This is a genomic window from Amycolatopsis sp. NPDC005961, assembly GCF_040629235.1.
Taxonomy (GTDB): domain Bacteria; phylum Actinomycetota; class Actinomycetes; order Mycobacteriales; family Pseudonocardiaceae; genus Amycolatopsis; species Amycolatopsis camponoti.
The window spans coordinates 21593-37721 of the sequence record NZ_JBEXVF010000052.1; the positions used below are offsets into that span (position 1 = coordinate 21593).

Consider the following 16129-nt stretch of genomic DNA (forward strand, 5'->3'; position numbering starts at 1 on the left):
GGTGCGCCGGCCGGATCCTCAGGCGTCGCGCCGGAAGGCGAGCAAGGCGATGTCGTCCTGGGCGTCGCGGCCGAACTCGTCGAGCAGCTTGTCGCACAGCGCCTCCAGATCCGCGTCGTGCGTGACCGCGCCGGCCAGTGCGGCCATTTCCGCGTCGAGGTCGGTGCCGGATCGCTCGATGAGCCCGTCGGTGATCAACAGCGCGAGGGTGCCGACCGGGAGGTCGATCTTCGTCGCCGCCGGGCGGGGCAGGCCCACCCCGAGCAGCGGCCCGCGGATCTCCATGAAGCGCGTTCCACCGGCGTCGGCCAGCAGCGGCGGGATGTGGCCGGCGCAGGCCACCTCCGTCGCGCCGGTCGCGGGATCCACCAGCATCAGGCACGCCGTCGTGAGGCCGTCGGGGTGGAAGCGGCTCACCACCGCGTCGAGGCGGTCGAGGATCTCCACCAGGCCGTGCCCTTCGACCGCGTAGGCGCGCAACGCGTGCCGCACCTCGCCCATCACCAGCGCCGCCTGGAGCGAGTGGCCCGAGACGTCGCCCACCGCGATGAGCAGCCGCCCGTCGAGCTCGGTCACCTCGTAGAAGTCGCCGCCGATCTCCGTGTGGCGCGACGCCGGGAGGTAGCGGGCCGCCATCGGCAGCTGCCGGCTGCTCGGCAGGCTGCGCGGCAGAAGGCTCCGCTGGAGCGCGACGGCCAGATCGCGCTCCCGGGACAGCGTGCGCAGGGCGTCGGCGGCCAGCGCGCTCACCTGGCCGAGCTGGATCAGGACGTCCCGGTCCTGGTCGGTGGCTGCCACGGCGTCGTCGACCGCGACGCACACGACGTCGGCGCCCGGCTTCGCCCGGGCCAGCATGATCGTGGAGCTGCGCCCGGGACGCCAGGCGAGCTCGTGGCCGCTGCTGACGGTCGTGCGCACGTGGGGCTGCAGCAGCGACGCGGTCAGGTGGTCGAGGACGGCCGGCTCGGTGCCGGTGGCCGCCCGGTGGTCTTCGGCGGCGCTCGCGGTGCGCACCGCGCCCTGCGGCGTCGTCGCCAGGGCCGCCGCCGGGGCCGCGAAGATCGCCGCCGCGCCCGCGGCGACCGCCGCCAGGAAGCCGTCGAACGTCGTCGCGGAGTTGATGGCGAGCGTGGCTTCGGTCAGCTTCGTGAGCCGGTGGGCCAGCCGCTCGGCCACGGCGCGGGCGCGGTGGTAGCGCAGCGCGGACTCGACCACCGCGACCAGCTCGGCCGGGTCCACCGGTTCGACGAGGTAGCCGTCGGCGCCGCGGTTGAGCCCGAGGGTCCGGTCGTCCGGCTCGATGGCCGTGGCGGACATGTGGATCACCGGGATCGCCGAGGTCGCCGGGTCCTCCTTGATCCGCTCGCAGACCTCGATCCCGCTGACGTCGGGGAGGTTGACGTCGAGCAGGACGAGGTCCGGCCGGTGCTCGGCGACCGCTTCGAGGCCCGCACCGCCGGTGCCGGCCTCGACGACGTGGTAGCCGTGGCGGCGCAGCCGGCTGCTGGCCAGGTAACGGCTGGCTTCCATGTCGTCGATGATCAGGATCGTCCCGGCCGGGTCCGGCATGTCACGTCCTCCGCACTACTGCGAACGCTTCTCCGACCGCGAGCCTGACGGTTTCGGCGGAGATCTGCGACTTGAGCAGCAGGGCAGCGCGCAGCCCGGCCGCGGTGAGGTCGAGCCCGTCGGGCACGGCCGAGGTGACCACGACGACCGGCAGGTCGCACAGCTCCGCCTTCGCGCGCAGCACGGCGAGGACCTCCCGGCCGTTCATGCCGGCCATGGCCAGGTCGAGGAAGAGCACGTCGGGCCGGAACCCGGACAGCGTCTCCAGCGCTTCCCGGCCGTCACCGGCGACCCGGACCTCGGGGGAGAGGTCGGCGATCCGGCGGGTGAACTCGTCGCGGAACACCGGGTCGTCGTCGACGACGAGCACGCTGCCGAGCGCGGTGATGTCCCCGCCGGGCGGCCGGGCGGGCAACCGCAGCTCCGCCGTGGTGCCCTGGCCGGCCTCGCTGGCCAGGGTCAGCTCGCCGCCGAGGATCTCGGCCAGCTTCCGGGCGTAGGAAAGTCCCAGCCCGGTGCCGGAGGTCTTCGCCTGCAGCTTGTTCCGGACCTGGTGGAACTCCTCGAAGACGCGCTCGAGCTGTTCGGCCGGGATGCCGATGCCGGTGTCGGTGACCGTGAAGCGGACCTGCTCGCCGTCGGCGGTGGCGGCCACGCCCACCGAGCCGCGCTCGGTGAACTTGATGGCGTTGGACAGCAGGTTGCGCAGGATGCGCACGAGCATGGTCTCGTCGGTGACGAGCGTGCCGGCCTCGGTGTCGCCGATGCGGAGCTCGACGCCGTCCGGGACGGTCGACCGCAGGACGCCCTGCAGGTGGAGGAGCACGGCACGGACGTCGATGGGGGTCGGCTGGGGGACCAGCCGGCCCGATTCGGCCTTGGCGGTGTCGAGCAGCTCGTTGACCAGGGCGAGCAGGGTCTCCCCGGAGTCGTTGATCAGCCGGACCTGGCGCTGCTGGTCGCCGGTGAGCGGTTCGGACCCCGCGGCGCCGAGCATGCGCGCGAGGCCGACGATCGAGTTCACCGGCGAGCGGAGCTCGTGGCTGATGTTCGACCAGAAGCGGGTCTTCGCCTCGTTGACGGCGGCCAGCTGCGTCGTCTTCTCGTTGATCTCGGCGTAGAGGGCCACCACACCGCGGTTGGTCTCTTCGAGCTCTTCGGAGAGTTCCTTGTACAGCGCGACGACACCCTGGTTGGTCTCTTCGAGCTCCTCGTTGAGCCGCAGCAGCTCCCGCCGCTTGCTTTCGAGGTCGTCGAGCGCGGTGAGCAGTTCCTGGTTCTGGGCGCGCAGCTCGTCGAGCGGGCCGGCGGCTCTGCCCGCGGCGAGCCGTTCGCGCAAGGCGTCGAGAGAAAATTCCATGGGCGCTGAACCTGCCGTCGTGCCCTTCGTCATGGTCATGGTGCCGCGACCGGCCTCGTGGGTGGTGGTGACCTCGTCCATCAGCCGGGCCGTGGTGGCCAGGCTGACGTCGAGGACGTCGACGGCGGGCGGGCCCTGCCAGGTGATCTCGATCGCCAGGCCGGGCAACGGCGCCGGGATCAGCAGGAAGGCGACCGACGCCTCCGTCCCGCTCCGCACCAGGTCCCGGCCGACGTCGCTGAGGGCGGTCGCCACGCGGATCTGGTCCTGCGGTTCGAGACCGATCGCCTGGGCCGCCTCCCGGCCGTACTGCCGCATCGCGAACACGCCGGATTCGGCGGAGAGCGTCATCCGCAGGAGCTCGTTCGCGCGGCGCGGGGGCGTCATGGCCGCGGCTTGCCGACGAGGACGCCCGCGTCGTCGTTGCGGACGCCGGCGTCGCGCACCAGCGCGGCGGCGATCACGAGCGGCGTGCTGTCGAACAGGGCGTTCCACTGGGCCGGGCGCCACTTCTCGGTGAGCCCGTCGCTGTGCAGCACGACCGCGGCGCCGGCGGGCAGCTCGTGGTCGAAGGCGCGGATCGTCCGGGCCTGGTAGCCCGCGATCCCGGGCACCGAGATCATGCCCTGCTTCCGGTCGCCGAGGACGACGGACGCGGCGATGTTGCCCAGGCCGGCGAAGCGGACCCGCCCCTCGGCCGGGGCCAGGTCGGCGACGGCGACGGCCCCGCCCCGGCTGCTGCGCAACGCGGCGTGGATCGCGGCGAGCACCTGCTCCGGGCGTTCGTCGGCCGGCCGTTCGCAGAAGACCCGGACGGCTTCCTGCGCCGCGCTGGCCGCCAGCGGTCCGTGGCCGGACCCGTCGCACATCATCAGCCGCAGGCGGCCGTTCGCGCGCATCACGGCGTAGGCGTCGCCGCAGACCTCTTCGCCGGTGATCGGCCGGGTCATCCCGGCCGCGTCGTCGCCGGCCAGGTCCGCCCCGGCCGGCTGGAACCGGGCCGTGACGACCGTGCCGCTGCCCGGCTCGGAGAACACCGTGACGGTGTCGGAAAGCCGGTGCACCGCGCCGAGCCCGATCCCGAGGGTGCCCGCGGTGGAGTGGCCGTCCGCGATCGCCGCGGCCGGGTCGCCGATGCCGGGTCCGCGGTCGGCGGCGACGACCTCCACCGCGGCGTGGGTGGTCGCGCGGACCGACCGGACCACGAGCGTGCCGTGCCGCGCGTGCCGGTCCAGGTTCGTGGCCAGCTCCGTGACGGCGATGCCGATCTCGGCGATCCGCTGCTCGGCGAAGCCCAGCCGCTCGGCCAGTGCGGTGGCGATCCGCCGCGCCCGGCCGGCCGCCGTCGGGTCGTCGACGGGCACCCAGGCGACGTCCTCGGTCACGGGCAGGCAGTCCGAGACGGTCACCGTGACCACTTGACCACGGTGACCTCGGTGCCGCGGCCCACCTCGGTGTCCAGGACGAACTCGTCGACGAGCCGGCGGGCCCCGCTCAGGCCGAGGCCGAGGCCCTTTCCGCTGCTCCAGCCGTCGGCCAGCGCGAGGTCGGTGTCGGGGATGCCGGGGCCGTCGTCGTGGAAGAGGGCCTTGACGCCGGCGCGGCGGCCGTCGCTGACGACCTCGATCCGGGCATGCCCGCCGCGGCCGTAGACGAGGGTGTTGCGGGCCAGCTCGCTGGTCGCGGTGACGAGCTTCGTCTGGTCGACGAGCGAGAGCTTGAGCTGCTGGGCGAGGGTCCGGACCGACTGGCGGACACGGACCACGTCGGAGTCCGTGACGATGGGAATCTCGTCCACCACGCCGGCCGGGGTCATCTCCGGGCCGCCCGGAGACCCCGCAGGATCGTCATGCCCTTGTCCAGGTTCAGCGCGGTGCGGACGTTGCCGAGCGTCAGGCCGAGCTCGACGAGCGTGATGGCGACGGCCGGGCGCATGCCGACCACCACGGTGTCGGCGTCGAACAGCCGCGACAGCGACGCGATCGTCGCGAACATCCGGCCGATGAAGGAGTCGACGATCTCCACCGCGGAGATGTCGATCACCACGCCGGACGCGCCGGTCGAGCTGATCTTCTCGGCGAGGTCTTCCTGCAGCGTGAGGACGCTCTGGTCGTCCAGGTCGACCTGGATCGAGACCAGCAGGATGTCGCCGATCTCGAGGATCGGGATCCGCTCCATCAGGCGGGCTCCTTCCCGCCGCGCACCAGCTCCACGCCTTCGAAGCGGAGGGCGTGGCGCAGCGCGTCGGCGAGCGTCGCCTTGGTCGTGATGTCGCCGAACTCGATCCCGAGCGCGACGATCGTCTGGGCGATCTGGGGACGGATGCCCGAGATGGTGCACTCGGCGCCCATCAGCCGCGCGGCGACGACGGTCTTGAGCAGGTGCTGCGCCACCTGGGTGTCGACGGCGAGGACGCCGGTGATGTCGATGATGGCGTGCTGGGAGCTGGTCTCGACCAGGCTCTCGAGGAGCTTCTCCATCACGACCTGGGTGCGCGCCGAGTCCAGCGTGCCGACCAGGGGCACCGCGATGACGCCTTCCCACAGCTTCACGACCGGGGTGGTCAGCTCGAGCAGCTGCTCGGACTGCTCCCTGATGATCTCTTCGCGCGCGGCCGCGTACGTCTCGAACGTCCACAGGCCCAGCCCGTCGAGCAGCCCGGAGAACGTCATGAGCCGGCGGAACACCGCCGGGTCGTCGTTGCCTTCGGTGAGTTCGAACACGGCCTGCTTCAGCGCGAAGACGCTGGACGCGGTCTCGGCCGGGCTGAACCCCTGGCGCGCGCGGCTCCGGGACAGGTCGGCCAGCAACGCCTTGACCTCGCGGTGCTGGTCACTGTCGAGACCGGAGGCGGGCTCGTCCGCGACCGGGAGCAGGGTGGCGAACAGCTCACCCAGGTCACGCTGCAGCTCCGTGGTCGTCATGCGCCCGCGCAAGCCGGCGCCCGCCAGCTCGACCCAGCGCGTGATCAGGCTGTCACCGTGTTCGCGCAGCAAATCCGACAGCCGTTCCTGACCCGCAGTCATCCAGAGTCCCCTTGCCTTCGGTCCGTCCGCGAACTTTAGCCTGGGCGCTCGCCGGTCCCCTGCGCGGCGGAACGAACCGGCCCGTACGCTGGGCGGGATCGGCGGTCGTGCCACGGAAAGGGGCCGAGCAGTGGACGAGGATGCCCCGGCCGTCCTGCGCATCTCCCACCGGCGGGCCGGCCCGGCCCACGTGATCGAGGTCGCGGGCGAGATCGACGCGGGCACGGCTCCCGAGCTCCGCCGCGAGCTCGCCCAGGAGAAGGTGGACACCACGGCGGCGCGGCTCGTCGTCGTCGACCTGAGCGAGGTCGGGTTCATCGACTCCGCGGGGCTGACCATCCTCGCCGGGCTGCACCGCCGCGGCCGGGAACGCGGCGTGAGCGTCAAGGTCGTCACCCGCCAGTACGCCGTCAAGCGGGCGCTGAACATCACCGGGCTCGACGAGCTCATCCCCGTCGTCGCCGACCTGGCCGAAGCGCTGCCCGCCGAATGACCGGCCATCTCGCCGACGGCGACCCGGCGCAGCTCGACCTCCGCGGCACGGGCTCGGCCGACCTCGCCAGGGTCCGCCGCTGGGCGGCCCGGCAGCTGGACGACCTGGGCGAGCCGCACCGCGAAGACGTGCTGCTGGTGCTGAACGAGATCGTCCAGAACGCCTACGAGCACGCCGGCGGCGCCCGCCGGCTCGAGTTGACGCGACACGCTGACCCGTGCGAGGTGACGATCGGGGTCGAGGACGGTTCCCCGACCCCGCCGAGGCTCCGGGCGTCCGCGGGTACCGGCTTCGGCGGCCGCGGCCTGTACCTCGTCGACCGGCTGACGACGGCCTGGGGTTCGCACGACGACCTGCCGTCAGCCGGGAAGACCGTGTGGGCCACGGTTTCCTGCACCCTGGCCCACCAGGAACCCTGCCGCTGAACCGGATCCGCGGTTCCGCCGGCCGACGCCTCACGCGTGGGTGTCGAGGACGACGCGGAACCGCGCGTCGCCGGACATCATGCGCTCGTACGCCTTCGGTGCCTCCGACAGCGGCATGATCTCGTTGCGGCTGCGGATCCCGCGGTCGTGGGCGAGCCGGAGGCTGTCCTCGTTCTCGATCGACGTGCCGGTGAGGGCACCGGTCACCGAGCGCGTGCCGAAGATCAGCGCGGGCGTCCGGACCTCGATCGGATCGGGGGCCGCGCCGACGACGAGCAGCCGGCCGCGGGTGCCGAGCCCGGCCACGAGCGGGGACATCGACGCGCCGCTCGCCGCCGTCGCGATGATCGCCGCCGCTCCGCCGAGCCGCGTCAACGCCTCGCCCGGGTCGGCGGCCGTGCTGTCGATGTACTCGTCGGCGCCCAGTTCCGCGGCCAGCTCGGCCTTCCCGGCGCCGCGGGCGATGGCCGCGACGCGGAAGCCGAGCGTCTTGGCGTACTGGACACCGAGGTGGCCGAGGCCGCCGATGCCCTGGACGGCGACCAGCGCACCCGGTCGCGCGTCGGCGGTCAGCAGCGCCCGGTACATCGTGAGCCCCGCGCACAGTAGCGGCGCGACGTCCAGGGACTGCGCGCCGTCGGGGATGCGGACGAGCCCCGTGGCTCGGGCGTAGGCGACTTCGGCGTAGCCGCCGTCGGTCGTGGTGCCGGTCCACGGCTGGTCGGTGCAGTTGACGAAGTCGCCGCGGCGGCAGTTTTCGCACTGGCCGCAGTGGCCGTTGAGGTAGCCGACGCCGACCCGGTCGCCGGCCGCCCACGCGGTCACGCCCGGCCCGGCCGCGTCGACCACGCCGACGAGCTCGTGGCCGGGCACGACCGGCACCGCCGGGTCGGCGCGCAGCCCTTCGACGGCGAGGGTGTCGCTGTGGCAGACCCCGCAGGCGTCGACCCGCAGGCGCACCTCGCCCGGCAGAGGGTCGCGGAGTTCGCGCTCGACCAGGGTGAACTGGCGCGTCCCGGTCACTTCGAACGCTCGGTAGGACATCACTGCTCTCCTGACGAAGGGCGGACCTGGCGGTCGAGATCGCGCAGGACGTGGAGGAACGCTTCGGAGAAGGTCGGGAACGGCTGGACGACGTCGAGCAGCACGGCCAGCGGGACCCGGGCGCGGATCGCGAGGGTGGCCTGCTGGAGCCATTCGCCGGCCTCGGGACCGGCGGCGTAGGCGCCGGTGAGCCGTTCGCCGTCGGAGAAGACGGTGAGGAACCCGGGCCGCGTGTCGTAGGCGCGGGTGTAGGTGGCCGTGCGGGCCACCCCTGAGAGCCGGACCGTCGCGGTGAACGCGCCTTCGGCGGCGCCGACGGCCGCGGCCTGCGGGTCGGTGAAGACCACGCGGGGGATGGCGTCGTAGTTCACTTTCGCGGGCCGGCCGAGGATGTTCGCGGCCACGACCCGGCCCTGGTACTCGCCGACGTGGGTCAGGTTCCACTGCCCGGTGACGTCGCCGACGGCCCACAGGCCTTCGCCGGCCGCCATCCGGTCGTCGACCGGAATGCCGTGCGGGTTCGCCTCGACGCCGACGGTCTCCAGGCCGATGCCCTCGACGCGCGGCCGTCGTCCGGTGGCGACGAGCAGCCGTTCGGCGCGCAGCTGCGTGCCGTCGGGCAGGTCGAGCACGTACTCGTCGCCGTCGAGCCGGGCCGCGCTCGCGTGCTGCCCGAGGTGCAGTGCGACGCCGTCGGCGCGCAGGGCTTCTCCGACGGCCTCGCCGAGCGCCCGGGGTTCGCGGGGGAGGACGTGATCGGCGCCGTCGACGAGCGCGACGTCAGCACCGAGCCGCGTGAACGCCTGGGCCAGCTCGACCCCGGTCGGGCCGGCGCCGAGGACGAGCAGCCGGCGCGGGATTTCCTTCGCGCCCGTCGCTTCCCGGTTGGTCCACAGGCCGGGCAGCTCGCGGAGGCCCGGCACGGGCGGGATGACGGGGGCGGAGCCGGTCGCGACGACGATGTGGTCGGCGGTGTACTCCTTCCCGCCGACGGCGACGGTGTGCGGGCCGGCGAGCCTGCCGTCGCCGCGCAGCACCTCGATGCCGGTGTCGCGGGCCCACTTCTCGGCGTTCGCGTCGTCGTAGGACGAGACCATGAAGTCGCGCCAGGCGAGCGCCGCGGCGGCGTCCGCGCGGCCGGTGACCGCCTCGCGGGCCCCGGGGACGTCGCGGGCCGCGGCGAGCGCTTCACCGGGCCGCAGCAGGGTTTTGGACGGGATGCACGCCCAGTAGGAGCATTCGCCGCCGAGCAGCTCCCGCTCGACGATGGCGACTCGCAGACCGCCCGCCGCGATGGCGGCCGCGGTGTGTTCGCCCGGTGCGCCACCGCCGAGGACGATGGCGTCGAAATCGTGGTGAGCCATGGTTCCTTCTTTCAGGGGGTCCTTCGAGGATCCGGTGCGCGGGTCGCCCCGCGCACCGCCGGATGGCTCAGGCGTCCTGGTGCTGTGCCATGTACTGCGCGTACCAGTTCGGCCATTCCTCGTCGTACTTCCCGGTTTCCTTCTCGTGCTCGCCGTGCGCGGCCGCTGCCTCGCGCAGCCCCTGCTCGAGCTTCTGCGTCGAGCTGTAGGTCACGCCGTCGACGCGCCCGGGAAGGCGGGTCGTGATCTCCTGCAGCAGCCAGGTGTTGCCGTCCGGGTCGCTGAACGACGCGAACGAGGAGTAGGTGCCGCGGTCGGGGTGGATGCCCGGGGCGAACGCGCCGGTCGCGTCGCGGTGGAAGACCTCGGTGACGTCGGCGCCGTGGGCGGCGAGCTCTTTGCGGGCCGCCTCGATGTCGTCGACGACGAGGTAGGTGCCGCGGACCGAACCCGGGGCGGCGTCGGTGATCCCGCTGCCGAACTGGACCGACGCCGCCGATCCCGGCGGGGTCAGCTGCACGACCCGGGTGTCGCCGAAGACGATGTCGGCGTCTTCGCGCCAGCCGAGGGCCTTGTAGAAGTGCTTGGTCCGGTCGACGTCGGTGACGGGCAGGACGACGACTTCGAGTTTCATGTCCATGATCGGAACTCCTTCGGTGGAGGCAGACGGCCCGGTGCCGTCCGAAACCACTGTCGCCCGGCACGGGGCCCGTTGGCCCCAGGGAGACACCCTGGTCCGGCACGGGCCCGGGCCCGGGGGGAGCGCGCTAGGGTTCCGGGTCATGTCCGGTCAAGAGCCGCGGCTGGTCGGCCGCGGCGACGAGCTCGCCCTGCTCGATGACGCGCTCGCCGCGGCGCGGGCGGGGCGGAGCCGGGTGCTGGTGCTGCGCGGCGAGGCCGGGATCGGCAAGACCGCGCTGCTGGACCACGTCGCGGCGCGAGCGGCCGGCTGCCGGGTCGCGCGGACGGCCGGCGTCGAGTCCGAGCGCGAGCTGCCCTACGCCGGACTGCAGCAGCTTTGCGCCCCCTTCCTGGATCGGCTCGAGCACCTGCCGGCGCCGCAGCGGACCGCGCTCGGCACAGCGTTCGGCTTGACCTCGGGCACCCCGCCGGACCGGTTCCTCGTCGGGCTGGCGGTGCTGACCCTGCTCGGCGAAGTCGCCGAGGAGCGGCCCCTGCTGTGCCTGGTCGACGACGCGCAGTGGCTCGACCGGGCGTCGGCGCAGACCCTCGCGTTCGTCGGGCGGCGGCTGCTGGCCGAGCCGATCGCGCTGCTGATCGCGGTGCGCGAACCGGCCGGCGAGCTCGACCTGGCCGGGCTGCCGGACCTCGTGGTCCGCGGCCTCGGCGAAGCGGAGGCCCACGCCCTGCTCGAGTCGGTCGTCAAGGGCCCGCTCGACCCCCGGGTGCGCGACCGGATCATCGCCGAAACGCACGGCAACGCGCTCGCCCTGGTCGAGCTGCCCCGGTTCTGGACGGCCGCCGAGCGGGCCGACGGGCTGCTGAGCCCGGATGGTGACGCACTGGCCGAGCGCCTCGAGCGTTGCTTCCTGCAGCAGCTGGATCCGCTGCCACCCGACACCCGGAAGCTGCTGCTGGCCGCGGCCGCGGAGCCGCTGGGGGACGCGACCCTGCTCTGGCGCGCGGCCGGTGAGCTCGGACTGGGCGCCGACCCGGCGGCCGCCGCCGAGACGACCGGGCTGATCGAGTTCGGGTCGCGGATCCGGTTCCGGCACCCGCTCGTGCGCTCGGCCGTCTACCGGTCCGCGTCGGCGCGGGAGCGGCAGGAAGTGCACCGGGTGCTCGCGGCGGTCACCGACGCGGGCGTCGACCCGGACCGGCGCGCCTGGCACCGCGCCCAGGCGACCGTCACCCCGGACGAAGACGTCGCGGCCGAACTGGAGCGCTCGGCCGGCCGCGCCCGGGCACGAGGGGGACTCGTCGCCGCCGCGGCGCTGCTCGAACAAGCGGCCACGCTCACCCCCGATCCGGCGCTGCGCGCCCGCCGGGAGCTCGCGGCGGCCCGGGCGAAACGCGGCGCGGGCGCGCTCGAAGCGGCACTGGGCTTGCTGGGCGCGGCGGAGGCCGGGCCACCGGATCCCGCGCGGGACGCCGAGATCGAACGGCTGCGCGGACAGATCGCGTTCGACCAGCGGCGCGGCGGCGACGCCGTGGAGCTGCTCCTGCACGCCGCCGGATCCCTCGAGGGCGGTGAGGCCCGCGAAACGTACTTGGAAGCACTCGGCGCCGCCGTGTGGGCCGAGAGCGACGTCGTCGAGGCGGCGCGGCGGACGCGGGCGGCGCCGGCGGCCCAGGTGCCACCGACCGCCGTCGATCTCGTACTCGACGCTCTCGCCACCCGGCTCACCGACGGCTACGCGGCCGCGGCCCCTTTGATGACCAAGGCGATGGAGGCCGTCCGCACGCTGGACACCGGCGGCGAGAACACCGAGCGCGTGCTGTGGCTGCTGGGCAACCGGGCCGGCGGAACCCTGGCGACCGAGATGCTGGACCACGCGGCCGGCCGCGCGTTCGCCGAGCGTCAGGTCCGGCTGGCGCGCGAGACCGGTGCGCTCGTCCAGCTGCAGTTCGCGCTCAACTTCCTGGCCAACCACGAGCTGCTGGCCGGCGAGCTGACCGCGGCACAGGCGCTCGTCGAAGAGGACCGCCTGCTCGCCGACGTCACCGGCGGCCGTCCGGTCGGGTACAGCGCGATCCTGCTCGCCGCGCTGCGCGGCCGGGAAGCCGCTGCCACCGCGGAGATCGCGACCGCGGCGGCGCAGGCGGCCGAGCGGGGACAGGGCCGGGTCGTGCGGTTCGCCGGCTACGCGAGCGCGGTGCTCGCCAACGGACTCGGCCGCCACGACGTCGCCCGGGACGCGGCCCGGCGGGTGTTCGAGCACGACACCGTCGGCCACCAGGCACTGGCGACGGCCGAATTGGCGGAGGCCGCGTCGCGCACCGGGGACGACGACCTCGTCGCCGCCGCGCTGAACCGGATGTCCGAACGGGCTCGGACAGCGACCCCGACCGCCTGGACCCGGGCGCTCGAAGCCCGGCTCCGAGCGTTGGCCGGCGACCGCCCCGGCGAGTGCTACGCCGAATCGATCGCCCTGCTCACCGGGACGCCGCTGCGGATCGACCTGGCCCGTGGCCACCTGCTGTTCGGCGAATGGCTCCGGCGCGAGGGCCGCCGGACCGACGCCCGGGAGCACCTGCGCACCGCCCACGCGATGACCTCCGAGATGGGCCTCGAAGCCTTCGCCGACCGCGCCCGCCGTGAGCTGCTGGCCACGGGGGAGACCGCGCGCAAACGCACCACCGGCACCGCCGAGGAGCTGACGGCCCAGGAGTTCCAGATCGTGCGGCTCGCTCGCGAAGGACTGTCCAATCCGGAAATCGGCACCAGGCTCTTCCTCAGTCCGCGCACCGTGGAATGGCACTTGAGGAAGGTCTTCGGCAAGCTCGGGATCAGCTCGCGGCGTCAGCTGCGCGACGCTGCGGTCGACGTGGTCGCTGCGCCGTAACGCCGTCGGGGACGTGCGGGGCCAGCGTCCGGCGCCAGTACTCGGTGACCGAGTGCCGCAACCGTTCGGTGTCGACGGCTTCCGCGTCGAGAAGTCGTTGCAGCCCGATCCCGCGGAGTTGCCCGACGACGGCGACCGCGACCTCGCCGGCTTCGACGTCGGGCCGGATGGTGCCGTCGTCGATGCCCGCGGTGACGTCTTCGCGCAGGTCGGCGCGAAACGCCTCGTCCCGCTCGCGGAAGATCGGGGCCAGTTCCGACGCCGTGGCCGCCTCGGCCCACAGCAGCAGGAACGCCCGGTTCAGCACGCCCACCCCGCCGAGCGCTCCGACGTACCCCTCGATCAGCCGCAGGAGACGGTCCAGGCCGGGTGACAGGTCACCGAGGCCGGGCACGAATCCGGTCTGCGTCGCGCGCGCCAGGCGTTCGAGGAGTACCTGCTTCGACCCGAAGTGATGAGTGACCAGGCCACGGCTGTACCCGGCGCGCTCACCGACGCGCGCCAGCGTCAGCGAGCGCACGCCCTGTTCGACGACGAGTTCGGCGGCGGCGCCCAGCAACGCGGCTTCGGCCTGGTCGCGGCGCTCCTGCTGGGTGCGACGGGTAGTGGTCATGGGGAGGATCCTACAACATACTTGCCAGCCGACCAACAAGTGTGTCAGTCTGGCCGGGTTGCGCGAACGGAGGATTTCGATGATCGAGATTGACGAGCACGCGCTGGATGCCTTGCTGACCGAGGATCCGGGCGGTCCCGTGGTGATGCTGAACTTGTTGCGGTTCCGCCCGGACGGTGGTCGCGAGAGCTACCAGCGCTACGCCGAGGCACTCGGCCCGGCGGTCAACGCGCGATACGGCGTGCGAGTGGAGTACCTCGGCGACGCCGGGCGCGCCCTGGTCGCCGAGGACGGCCAGGCCTGGGACATGGTGGTCTTGGTCCGCTACCCGAGCCGGCAGGCGTTCGCCGACATGATCGGTGACCCGGAATACCAGGCGGTGTCCCATTTCCGCAGTGAGGCGTTGGTGGAATCGGTCCTGCAGCCGACCACGCCGGTCGCTTTGCCGGCCTGACGTCGTCCCGATCGCATCGTTGCCCGGACCCAGGAACGAGAATGCTCCCTCCATCCCCGGCCGCCGCGCTGTACCCGCGGGCACGGCTCACCCCGGAAGCGGCAGAACTCCCCATGGCCCCTCGCACAAGGGAAACCCCCGGCGGCGGCCGCTGGCACCACTTCGCCACCGGTGACCGGGTGCTCGTGTTCGACGAGCCGGACCCGGCGACCGGGTGGTCGGCCGTCCGCCGCGGCACGGTGACGGAATCCGGCCCTGAAAGCATCGAGGTGGACTTCGGCGCGGCCGGCCAGGCGGCGTTCACGACGGCCGACCGGATCCGGATCAGTCACGTGGCCGGGTCCTGCCGCTGCGTGGTGGCCCTTCCCTGACGTCGGCCCGGGCCCCGCTCGCCGTCGCGAGCGGGGCCACGAGGTTCTTCTTCAGGAACCCGGCGGAGTCCAGTCCGCGGGAAGGCCGGACTGGGCCAGGACCGCGGCGAGGTTGTAATAGTCCGTGTCGGTGGCGATCAGGCCGTGGCGCAGCTTCAGGATGGCCGTCGCCGGGACCAAGAACGGCCGGGGAGCGCCGGTGATCCGTCCGGAGTAGACCGCCTGGATCGCGACGTCGTCGCCGTCGCGGAAGGCGTTGACCAGGCGCAGCTGGACGCCGGGGATGAACTGGTCGGTGCGGCGTTTCCAGTCCGCGACCCCGGTCCGCCCGTGCCAGACGACGCCGACGGCGTTGTCGGTGTACGTCGCGTCGGTCGTGAAGAGCCGGGCCAGCCGGTCGGGGTCCGGCGAGTTCCAGCCGGCGATCCAGTCCTGGGCGACGCGGGGGACCGATGTTCGGCTGCCGGTCGACTGTCCGATGTGGACTGTGGTTTCCGGTTGTGCGTGGGCGATCGCGCCCGCCGTGGTGGCGGCGAGGGCGAGCGTGAGGGCGGGGACGGCGAGGCGCAGGGAGCGGTTCATCGGAAGGGACCTTTCTCGGTGGGAGGATGAGTGGATCAACGGAGGCCGGCGAGGCGGCCGCGTTCGAAGTGGGCCGCGACGGCATAACCGCCACCGCCGGCGACGGCGAGCACCCAGAACACGCCCGGAGTGCCGAAGAAGAGCGCGGCCGCGGAGACCAGGGCGAGCCACGTGCCGAGGCAGTAGTGCAGCACGTTGCGGCGCACGGCCCCTTCGCCCAGGTACAGCAGGCCGACGACGAGCCCGGAACCGGCCGGCCACAGCACGGTCGCCAGCTCCGGATTGTCCGAAGTGGACGTCAACGCGGTGATGGCGAGGAACAGCGCGGCGAACCCGCCGGCCCAGGAGAGGCCGAGCAGCTTGCCGGCGAGGAGCTCGGGCTTTCCGGCGCCGCGTTGGGAACGAGCGACGGCGAGAACGCTGAACAAGGTGCCGGCGGCGAGGCCGAGGGCGAGCAGCGTCGTCGGCAGCCAGGAGGGCAGGCCGGCGCCGCTTCGGTCGAGGGCGGAAGCGCCGTGCCCGAGCACGTACGCGAGGCCGAAGCTGAGGTAGGCGGGCCGGCTGTCGACGACGCCGGTGCGCGGGTCGGGGGCCGTGGGGGCCGGGGCGGTGAGGACGGCGGTGGTCATGGCTGATCCCTCCGAGACAGGTGGGTGCGCGAGGCGAAGCCGGCTTGCTCAGTCGACGAGGTGGGCCAGCGGGACGGCGAGCCGCCGGGTGAGGTCGGCCGGCCACGGGAAGATCGGGGCGGTGGCGCGCTGGTGGGCGAGCCCGTGCAGGCCCAGCCACAACGCGATCGCGTCGGCGGCCGGGTCGGTGCTGGTGCAGTCGCCGGTCGCGACGCAGGCGGTCAGGCCGTCCACCACCACGGCCATGGCGTCCGCGCCGAGGCCGGACAGGTCTTCGGCGGTGACTTCGCCGCCGGTGACGACCGGGTTCCACAGCCCGCCGAACATCGTGCGGTAGCGCTCGGGGTGGTCGTGGGCGAAGGTGACGTAGGCCTGGCAGATGGCGAGCAGCTGCCGCCGTGGGCCGGGTCCGGTCGCGCCGGCGGCGGCCCGCAGCCGGGCGGTGAGGTCGGCGAAGGCCTCCCGCACGAGGGCGAGCATGATCGCCTGCGGGCCGCGGAAGTGGTGGTAGATCGAGGGAGTCGCGACGCCGGCCCGGCGGGCGACGGCGCGCAGCGTGACGGCTCGTTCGTCACCGCCGGCGTCGAGCAGGGCGGTTGCCGCGGCGAGGATCTCGGCGCGGAGCCGGCCGCCGTGCCCGCGGGGGTTCGGCGTGCGGGTCGTCATGGCCGC

The 16129-nt window shown here is 73.4% G+C and carries 18 protein-coding genes; 5 read left to right on the forward strand and 13 right to left on the reverse strand.

From position 1 onward, the window contains the following. Nucleotides 1–18 precede the first annotated feature (18 nt). Genes ABZ342_RS34730 through ABZ342_RS34755 form a run of 6 tightly spaced genes read right to left on the reverse strand, consistent with a single transcriptional unit; the run spans nucleotide 19 to nucleotide 5955 of the window. The gene (locus ABZ342_RS34730; RefSeq protein WP_360482201.1) at nucleotides 19–1569 is read right to left on the reverse strand and encodes a fused response regulator/phosphatase; all 1551 of its coding nucleotides are present in this window, start codon (nucleotides 1567–1569) and stop codon (nucleotides 19–21) included. A 1-nt stretch (nucleotide 1570) separates the two neighbouring features. Continuing rightward, nucleotides 1571–3316 carry an ATP-binding protein gene (locus ABZ342_RS34735; protein ID WP_360482204.1) on the reverse strand — a complete coding sequence of 582 codons (1746 nt, stop codon included), beginning with the start codon at nucleotides 3314–3316 and terminating at the stop codon, nucleotides 1571–1573. After that, complete coding sequence (locus ABZ342_RS34740; protein WP_360482207.1) at nucleotides 3313–4347, reverse strand: ATP-binding SpoIIE family protein phosphatase; 1035 nt, start codon at nucleotides 4345–4347, stop codon at nucleotides 3313–3315. The genes ABZ342_RS34735 and ABZ342_RS34740 overlap by 4 nt, the downstream gene beginning before the upstream one ends. Beyond that, nucleotides 4335–4745 (reverse strand): anti-sigma regulatory factor, encoded by a 411-nt coding sequence (locus ABZ342_RS34745; protein WP_360482210.1) that lies wholly within the window; start codon nucleotides 4743–4745, stop codon nucleotides 4335–4337. Before ABZ342_RS34745 ends, ABZ342_RS34740 begins: the two co-directional genes overlap by 13 nt. Continuing rightward, entirely contained in the window at nucleotides 4742–5107 is a 366-nt protein-coding gene (locus tag ABZ342_RS34750) for an STAS domain-containing protein (RefSeq protein WP_360482213.1), read from the reverse strand. Before ABZ342_RS34750 ends, ABZ342_RS34745 begins: the two co-directional genes overlap by 4 nt. Continuing rightward, nucleotides 5107–5955 (reverse strand): STAS domain-containing protein, encoded by an 849-nt coding sequence (locus tag ABZ342_RS34755; RefSeq protein WP_360482216.1) that lies wholly within the window; start codon nucleotides 5953–5955, stop codon nucleotides 5107–5109. The genes ABZ342_RS34750 and ABZ342_RS34755 overlap by 1 nt, the downstream gene beginning before the upstream one ends. 130 nt (nucleotides 5956–6085) lie before the next feature. Here ABZ342_RS34755 and ABZ342_RS34760 point away from each other — a divergent pair, with 130 nt between their 5' ends. Both ABZ342_RS34760 and ABZ342_RS34765 read left to right on the forward strand, forming a co-directional pair. Beyond that, nucleotides 6086–6448: an STAS domain-containing protein gene (locus tag ABZ342_RS34760; protein ID WP_360482219.1), complete on the forward strand. Its 363-nt coding sequence runs from the start codon at nucleotides 6086–6088 to the stop codon at nucleotides 6446–6448. Beyond that, complete coding sequence (locus tag ABZ342_RS34765) at nucleotides 6445–6873, forward strand: ATP-binding protein (RefSeq protein WP_360482222.1); 429 nt, start codon at nucleotides 6445–6447, stop codon at nucleotides 6871–6873. Before ABZ342_RS34760 ends, ABZ342_RS34765 begins: the two co-directional genes overlap by 4 nt. A gap of 30 nt (nucleotides 6874–6903) precedes the next feature. Here ABZ342_RS34765 and ABZ342_RS34770 read toward each other — a convergent pair whose 3' ends face one another. The 3 genes from ABZ342_RS34770 to ABZ342_RS34780 form a co-directional block, all read right to left on the reverse strand. Then, nucleotides 6904–7917 carry an alcohol dehydrogenase catalytic domain-containing protein gene (locus ABZ342_RS34770; protein ID WP_360482225.1) on the reverse strand — a complete coding sequence of 338 codons (1014 nt, stop codon included), beginning with the start codon at nucleotides 7915–7917 and terminating at the stop codon, nucleotides 6904–6906. Next, entirely contained in the window at nucleotides 7917–9281 is a 1365-nt protein-coding gene (locus ABZ342_RS34775) for an NAD(P)/FAD-dependent oxidoreductase (protein WP_360482228.1), read from the reverse strand. Before ABZ342_RS34775 ends, ABZ342_RS34770 begins: the two co-directional genes overlap by 1 nt. A 67-nt stretch (nucleotides 9282–9348) precedes the next feature. After that, a complete protein-coding gene (locus ABZ342_RS34780; protein ID WP_360482231.1) occupies nucleotides 9349–9921 on the reverse strand; it encodes a VOC family protein in 573 nt (190 codons plus the stop codon). Between the two features lie 142 nt (nucleotides 9922–10063). On the opposite strand from ABZ342_RS34780, the gene ABZ342_RS34785 reads away from it, so the two are divergent. Beyond that, nucleotides 10064–12808 carry an AAA family ATPase gene (locus ABZ342_RS34785; protein ID WP_360482234.1) on the forward strand — a complete coding sequence of 915 codons (2745 nt, stop codon included), beginning with the start codon at nucleotides 10064–10066 and terminating at the stop codon, nucleotides 12806–12808. Here the strand turns inward: ABZ342_RS34785 and ABZ342_RS34790 are convergent. Beyond that, entirely contained in the window at nucleotides 12753–13421 is a 669-nt protein-coding gene (locus tag ABZ342_RS34790) for a TetR/AcrR family transcriptional regulator (RefSeq protein ID WP_360482237.1), read from the reverse strand. The genes ABZ342_RS34785 and ABZ342_RS34790 overlap by 56 nt on opposite strands. Nucleotides 13422–13500: 79 nt before the next feature. On the opposite strand from ABZ342_RS34790, the gene ABZ342_RS34795 reads away from it, so the two are divergent. Continuing rightward, nucleotides 13501–13875: a DUF1330 domain-containing protein gene (locus ABZ342_RS34795; protein ID WP_360482240.1), complete on the forward strand. Its 375-nt coding sequence runs from the start codon at nucleotides 13501–13503 to the stop codon at nucleotides 13873–13875. A gap of 41 nt (nucleotides 13876–13916) precedes the next feature. Beyond that, on the forward strand, nucleotides 13917–14246 hold the full coding sequence (locus ABZ342_RS34800; RefSeq protein WP_360482243.1) for a hypothetical protein: 330 nt from the start codon (nucleotides 13917–13919) through the stop codon (nucleotides 14244–14246). Between the two features lie 51 nt (nucleotides 14247–14297). On the opposite strand, the gene ABZ342_RS34805 is transcribed toward ABZ342_RS34800, so the two are convergent. Genes ABZ342_RS34805 through ABZ342_RS34815 form a run of 3 tightly spaced genes read right to left on the reverse strand, consistent with a single transcriptional unit; the run spans nucleotide 14298 to nucleotide 16123 of the window. Next, nucleotides 14298–14828, reverse strand: coding sequence for a nuclear transport factor 2 family protein (locus tag ABZ342_RS34805; RefSeq protein WP_360482246.1), 531 nt, complete (start codon nucleotides 14826–14828; stop codon nucleotides 14298–14300). A gap of 35 nt (nucleotides 14829–14863) precedes the next feature. Beyond that, the gene (locus tag ABZ342_RS34810) at nucleotides 14864–15457 is read right to left on the reverse strand and encodes an ABC transporter permease (protein WP_360482249.1); all 594 of its coding nucleotides are present in this window, start codon (nucleotides 15455–15457) and stop codon (nucleotides 14864–14866) included. Nucleotides 15458–15505: 48 nt separating this feature from the next. After that, the gene (locus tag ABZ342_RS34815) at nucleotides 15506–16123 is read right to left on the reverse strand and encodes a TetR/AcrR family transcriptional regulator (RefSeq protein ID WP_360482252.1); all 618 of its coding nucleotides are present in this window, start codon (nucleotides 16121–16123) and stop codon (nucleotides 15506–15508) included. Nucleotides 16124–16129: the final 6 nt, after the last annotated feature.

Excerpts from the sequence above, each read along its gene's own strand:
- ABZ342_RS34815 (WP_360482252.1), bottom strand. The coding sequence starts at position 16,123 with ATGACGACCCGCACGCCGAACCCCCGCGGGCACGGCGGCCGGCTCCGC.
- ABZ342_RS34770 (WP_360482225.1), bottom strand. The coding sequence starts at position 7,917 with ATGTCCTACCGAGCGTTCGAAGTGACCGGGACGCGCCAGTTCACCCTG.
- ABZ342_RS34750 (WP_360482213.1), bottom strand. The coding sequence starts at position 5,107 with ATGGAGCGGATCCCGATCCTCGAGATCGGCGACATCCTGCTGGTCTCG.
- ABZ342_RS34780 (WP_360482231.1), bottom strand. The coding sequence starts at position 9,921 with ATGGACATGAAACTCGAAGTCGTCGTCCTGCCCGTCACCGACGTCGAC.
- ABZ342_RS34800 (WP_360482243.1), top strand. The coding sequence starts at position 13,917 with ATGCTCCCTCCATCCCCGGCCGCCGCGCTGTACCCGCGGGCACGGCTC.
- ABZ342_RS34810 (WP_360482249.1), bottom strand. The coding sequence starts at position 15,457 with ATGACCACCGCCGTCCTCACCGCCCCGGCCCCCACGGCCCCCGACCCG.
- ABZ342_RS34735 (WP_360482204.1), bottom strand. The coding sequence starts at position 3,316 with ATGACGCCCCCGCGCCGCGCGAACGAGCTCCTGCGGATGACGCTCTCC.
- ABZ342_RS34795 (WP_360482240.1), top strand. The coding sequence starts at position 13,501 with ATGATCGAGATTGACGAGCACGCGCTGGATGCCTTGCTGACCGAGGAT.
- ABZ342_RS34730 (WP_360482201.1), bottom strand. The coding sequence starts at position 1,569 with ATGCCGGACCCGGCCGGGACGATCCTGATCATCGACGACATGGAAGCC.
- ABZ342_RS34775 (WP_360482228.1), bottom strand. The coding sequence starts at position 9,281 with ATGGCTCACCACGATTTCGACGCCATCGTCCTCGGCGGTGGCGCACCG.
- ABZ342_RS34745 (WP_360482210.1), bottom strand. The coding sequence starts at position 4,745 with ATGACCCCGGCCGGCGTGGTGGACGAGATTCCCATCGTCACGGACTCC.
- ABZ342_RS34790 (WP_360482237.1), bottom strand. The coding sequence starts at position 13,421 with ATGACCACTACCCGTCGCACCCAGCAGGAGCGCCGCGACCAGGCCGAA.
- ABZ342_RS34805 (WP_360482246.1), bottom strand. The coding sequence starts at position 14,828 with ATGAACCGCTCCCTGCGCCTCGCCGTCCCCGCCCTCACGCTCGCCCTC.
- ABZ342_RS34755 (WP_360482216.1), bottom strand. The coding sequence starts at position 5,955 with ATGACTGCGGGTCAGGAACGGCTGTCGGATTTGCTGCGCGAACACGGT.
- ABZ342_RS34765 (WP_360482222.1), top strand. The coding sequence starts at position 6,445 with ATGACCGGCCATCTCGCCGACGGCGACCCGGCGCAGCTCGACCTCCGC.
- ABZ342_RS34785 (WP_360482234.1), top strand. The coding sequence starts at position 10,064 with ATGTCCGGTCAAGAGCCGCGGCTGGTCGGCCGCGGCGACGAGCTCGCC.